The 4684-nt window shown below is 48.8% G+C and carries 4 protein-coding genes and 2 pseudogenes; 3 read left to right on the forward strand and 3 right to left on the reverse strand.

Annotation, left to right across the window (positions count from 1 at the left end; translation table 11 throughout):
* On the reverse strand, window positions 1–343 hold a 343-nt coding region (locus tag ACTBDZ_RS15190; protein WP_438815933.1), incomplete at its 3' end, for an EamA family transporter.
* 331 nt (window positions 344–674) lie between these two features.
* Between ACTBDZ_RS15190 and ACTBDZ_RS15195 the strand changes: the two genes are divergently transcribed.
* Window positions 675–2396, forward strand: a complete 1722-nt coding sequence (locus ACTBDZ_RS15195) for a methyl-accepting chemotaxis protein (protein ID WP_438815934.1) — start codon at window positions 675–677, stop codon at window positions 2394–2396.
* A gap of 41 nt (window positions 2397–2437) precedes the next feature.
* Here the strand turns inward: ACTBDZ_RS15195 and dsrB are convergent, their stop codons facing one another.
* Complete coding sequence (gene dsrB / locus ACTBDZ_RS15200) at window positions 2438–2641, reverse strand: protein DsrB (protein ID WP_438815935.1); 204 nt, start codon at window positions 2639–2641, stop codon at window positions 2438–2440.
* Between the two features lie 23 nt (window positions 2642–2664).
* Window positions 2665–3068 (reverse strand): annotated as a pseudogene (locus ACTBDZ_RS15205) (winged helix-turn-helix transcriptional regulator).
* A gap of 155 nt (window positions 3069–3223) precedes the next feature.
* On the opposite strand from ACTBDZ_RS15205, the pseudogene ACTBDZ_RS15210 reads away from it, so the two are divergent.
* Window positions 3224–3777 (forward strand): annotated as a pseudogene (locus ACTBDZ_RS15210) (flavodoxin family protein).
* A 132-nt stretch (window positions 3778–3909) separates the two neighbouring features.
* Window positions 3910–4119 (forward strand): hypothetical protein, encoded by a 210-nt coding sequence (locus tag ACTBDZ_RS15215; RefSeq protein ID WP_222157457.1) that lies wholly within the window; start codon window positions 3910–3912, stop codon window positions 4117–4119.
* Window positions 4120–4684: the final 565 nt, after the last annotated feature.

A 4684-nucleotide genomic window follows, 5' to 3' on the forward strand; every position in this document is an offset into this window, starting at 1 on the left:
TAGACCCTTTTACCCCTGTGGTATAAGCGAGTCCGATATAAAAGAAAATATACTGTAACGTCGTTTGTGTGATCCCGAGCACCGCTAATTGCCGGAGTTGCCCTGGCTTAAACCGCGCAATCGCCTTGCCACTCGCCAGCGCCAACAGCAGCAATAACCCGCCCGCCAGCACAAAGCGGTAACCGGCAAACACCAGCTTTGAGGCGATGTCCCCCTCTGCTATCAGGAACAAGGCATAGCCATTTTTGATGGCCGGATAGGCGCTTCCCCACAACAAGCAGCAAAGGGTTGCCAGCGCAAAAACTATTTTTTCATTGGTAAAAAAAGCGGTTGTATTCTTCAAAAAAGACTCCAATAGAAACAGCACACTGATGCAATAAAAGTAGGCGGATCGGCATTTATTTTTTCACGACAATTTTTTTTACAACGACGTTACGAAATTCCACAAGCTACTTTATCAGCAACCAAAATGAAAATACGTTTTAAAAAGCAAAAATTGTGATCGAGATCCCGACGACTACAATTAAGATGTTTCACTATAGGCCGATTATCTTTTATATTGGTTGCGACTAAAAGGAACACTCGTTGTTACTGTAAGGGTGCTGAATACCAAAGATGCGTGATGTGTCTTGTTGTTTGGTAAATTGTAATCACTTTTCCTGAAAAATGAGCGAATGGACATGAAAATAACTTCACAATCTGAGCAGCAGGGGAAAACAGGTGTGTTGAATAATTTACGCTTAGTGCCTTTATTCGTTATCATTCTCGGCGGCATCATGTTGGTGTTCGCCTTATCGATAGGGACTTCCAGCTATTTTCTGGCACGCAGCAATCAATACCTCGCCGACATCACGCAAGAAATCAACGTTCGCAGGGGGCTTTACAGCAGTTCCAATCACCTACGCACCGCGCGCTTACTCCTGATTCAGGCGTCTTCCGCTGCACGCATCGGTGATTCAGCTGTCTACAATGAAAACCTGAAGCAAGCTGCGCAACGCGTCGAGCAATCACAAAAAGCCTTTCAGCTGTATAAAAATCGCCCGATAAAAACTGAATATGATATTTCGCTCGATGCCAGATTAACCAAAGCATACGAAGACTATATCAAACAAGGGATAACGCCCATGATGGCGTCGGCAAAGGACGGTTTGTTCGAAGAAGTCCTGAGTTATGATGCCGAAGAAGTTCGCGTTCTTGATGCTAATTACAATAAATCGTTGCTGGATGCGGGCGCTTACCACACCGAGCGTGCACAGCAACTCAACAAGATAGCAACAGAGAACGCCACCTTAGGGTATGCCTTGATGGGTGCCAGCTTTGGTATCGCCCTGTTGCTCTCTTTGCTGACCTTTACGTTCCTGCGCGGCACCTTGATCCGGCCGATGAACGCACTGGTGGCACGTATTCAACGCATTGCCCAGGGAGATCTCACGCAGCACTCGGTGAACTACGGCTCGAATGAAATCGGCACGTTAGGCAATAATGTGCAACACATGCAGGCCTCACTGGTCAACACCGTTGCCACCGTGCGTGAAAGCGCTGATTCCATTTATCAGGGTTCAACCGAAATCTCTTCCGGCAACACGGACCTGTCATCTCGTACTGAGCAACAGGCTGCCGCGTTAGAACAAACAGCCGCCAGTATGGAACAGTTGACGGCAACCGTTAAGCAGAACTCCGAAAACGCGCACCACGCCAGTCAGTTGGCGGCAAACGCCTCCAATAAAGCCAAGCAAGGGGGCAATATCGTTTCTAATGTGATTGAAACGATGGATAGCATTTCCGGCAGTTCGCGCAAGATTTCTGAAATAACCAACGTAATTAACAGTATCGCTTTCCAAACCAACATTCTGGCGTTGAACGCTGCCGTCGAAGCAGCGCGTGCCGGTGAACAAGGTCGTGGTTTTGCCGTGGTCGCCAGCGAGGTTCGTAGTCTGGCGCAGCGCAGTGCGCAGGCAGCAAAAGAGATAGAAACATTAATCTCTGAATCGGTATCGCTGGTGAGCAGTGGTTCGACGCTTGTCGATCAGGCAGGACAAACCATGAAGGAGATTGTTGATGCCGTTACCAATGTGACCGACATTATGGGCGAGATCGCGTCCGCGTCTGACGAACAAAGCCGTGGCATTGGTCAGGTAGGACAAGCGATTGCCGAGATGGACAGCGTCACGCAGCAAAACGCCGCATTGGTGCAAGAAGCAACGGCAGCCGCCGCTTCGCTCGAAGAACAGGCTGCACTGCTGACACGCGCCGTGGCCGTGTTCAAGTTGCAAGAACAACGTGCAACGCCGACACCTGCGTCATACACACTTGCATCAGCCAAAAGCGCACCGACTGCACTGCCGCCAGGGAATAAGAAAGCCACTAACAGCAGCGAGCATTGGGAAACATTTTAACCGCTTACTCGCCGGGCAGGTCTGCTTGCAGACCTGCTCCACTACCGGTGCGCGCCTTCCTGTTTCAGTTCCACAAAAATGCCTTCCGGGTTTTCTTCTTCATTAAAAAACCAGATTCCCGCCGGATAGTCCGGTAGGGCAACAAGGTACATCGTCCCTTCCAGAAACGGTTCGACCGCTAACACCACGCCTTCCCGTCGCTCTGCGCCGTCGGTTTTTACTGTAACAATATCATTCACTTTCACGGCGTATGCCCTCAACGTCGTCTTTAGCTGTTGGTCACAGCGTGTAAACGGTCATAGTGTTCCTGTGCCAACCGCACTGATTCAATATTGGATTCTGCCCAGTGTGCCAAACTTTCGAACGTTTCCACCAACGTCAGTCCAACAGGCGTCAGTGAATACTCTACGGTAACCGGAACCGTGGCAAACACACGACGAGCGACCAAGCCATCCCGCTCCAGCTTTTTCAGCGTTTGCGACAATACTTTCTGGGTGATGCCTTCGATATCCCTCCGTAATTGATTAAAACGCGTCTCACCTGACTTCAAACGACCAATAATCGTGTGGTCCATTTGTCTGCCAGGCGTTCCAAAAACTGGCGCGCCGGGCAGTGCGATGAATATACGCTGTAACCGGGTGCGGTATCGCCCTGAATGAGGTGTATTTGCATAGTATCCTCCAGGAAACCTGGTATCGTTCAGGTGCCTTCTTGTCAACGCAGTGTACCATATATACTATCTTTCCATCGAAAACTGATGCTTTCTTCAATCGTTTACAAAACCATCGCATCCGTCCCTGTTGTTACTGATGAAAGGAAAAGTGAACATGAGTAAGACTGTTGTTGTTTATTTTTCAGGATATGGCCACACCCAACGCGTCGCAGAATATGTTGCACAAGGTGCTGATGCAACGCGTATCGCCGTGGATGAAAACGGCGACATTACCGCTGATGAGTAGGAAACGCTGAATGCTGCGGATGCCATCATTTTTGGTGCTCCCACCTATATGGGTTCGGTGCCCTGGCAGTTTAAAAAATTCGCGGATGCCTCTTCTAAAGCCTGGTTTACTCGTGCCTGGCAGGATAAGGTTTTTGGCGGCTTTACCAACAGCGCCAGTCTGAACGGTGACAAGCAGGTTAGCCTGATTTGGATGCAAACCCTGGCTTCTCAACATGGTGGCCTGTGGGTGAGCCTGGGCTTACTGCCCGCTAATACCAAAACAGCGACACGCGACGATGTTAACAACCTTGGTGGCTCCGTGGGTCTTCTGGTACAATCCCTTCCGATGGCCCGGCAGATGATATTCCTTCCGGTGATTTGGAGACCGCGAAGCAGTATGGAGCACGTGTTGCCGCCGTAGCATCACGCCTGCGCGGATAATCACCCCCGTTAATCTTCGGTTATCAAGCCAGCGACGCGCTGGCTTTTTTATTTAACTCCCCCCTTCTCTTCGTCATCATAGTGTCATCATTGATACACATAATGGTGGTACGGCCATCTGGAGATAAAAAAATGATAACCATTCATGCCAAAAGTACGAGTGAAGCTGAAAAGTTGCTCGCTTCCGGCACCACCAGCAAAGTGCTTCTTGATTATTCCGTGACTACTGACGATTTTTTCAGAATCGCTGATGCATGGTGTGCACAAGGTGCAAAGATCAGCAAGAAAGCAGGGATGTTTGTTATTTCGTTGAAAGGGTTTCGCATCCCTCCCAACGATTAGTCAACTAGCGAACTAAACGCGTACCTCAATTTCGAAGTACCCCTTTCGGTGACGACATTATGAATGCGTCGCCGCAAAAAACTATTTCCGTCTGGAACAGTCCTCTCAATATCATCATTTGTTTTTATTGTATTGGTTGATATTAAACTGCCGTTTAAAAAACTCATGTCACCTTATTCTTTATGCGAAGCTTTATTGGGTCGCGTTTATCCCTCTATCCCGATATTGTCAGCACTTGGATGAAGCCATGAAATATACCTTTTTTCGACTACTCCCAGTCATTTTTCTCGCGGCCTGTACCACAACAAAACAGCCTGAGCCGGTAGCATCAAACACATTTTCCCCGATGAGCGAATCGGAAGATGAACCAGAGATTGATAACTGTGCGGTGGGATGTCCTGTGGGGGGAAGCCAGCAAACAGTGATACGCGAAGCCTATACATCCGTCATTCCGCACCTACTTTAAGAATAAATTCGACGGTATCGCTCGCCGAGAACATCAACGATGGTCTTGTGAACAGAATTGAGGTTGGATACTTGTGGTGGTCTGTCACCAATACTGAAC

Source organism: Symbiopectobacterium sp., assembly GCF_051710365.1.
Lineage (GTDB): Bacteria > Pseudomonadota > Gammaproteobacteria > Enterobacterales > Enterobacteriaceae > Symbiopectobacterium.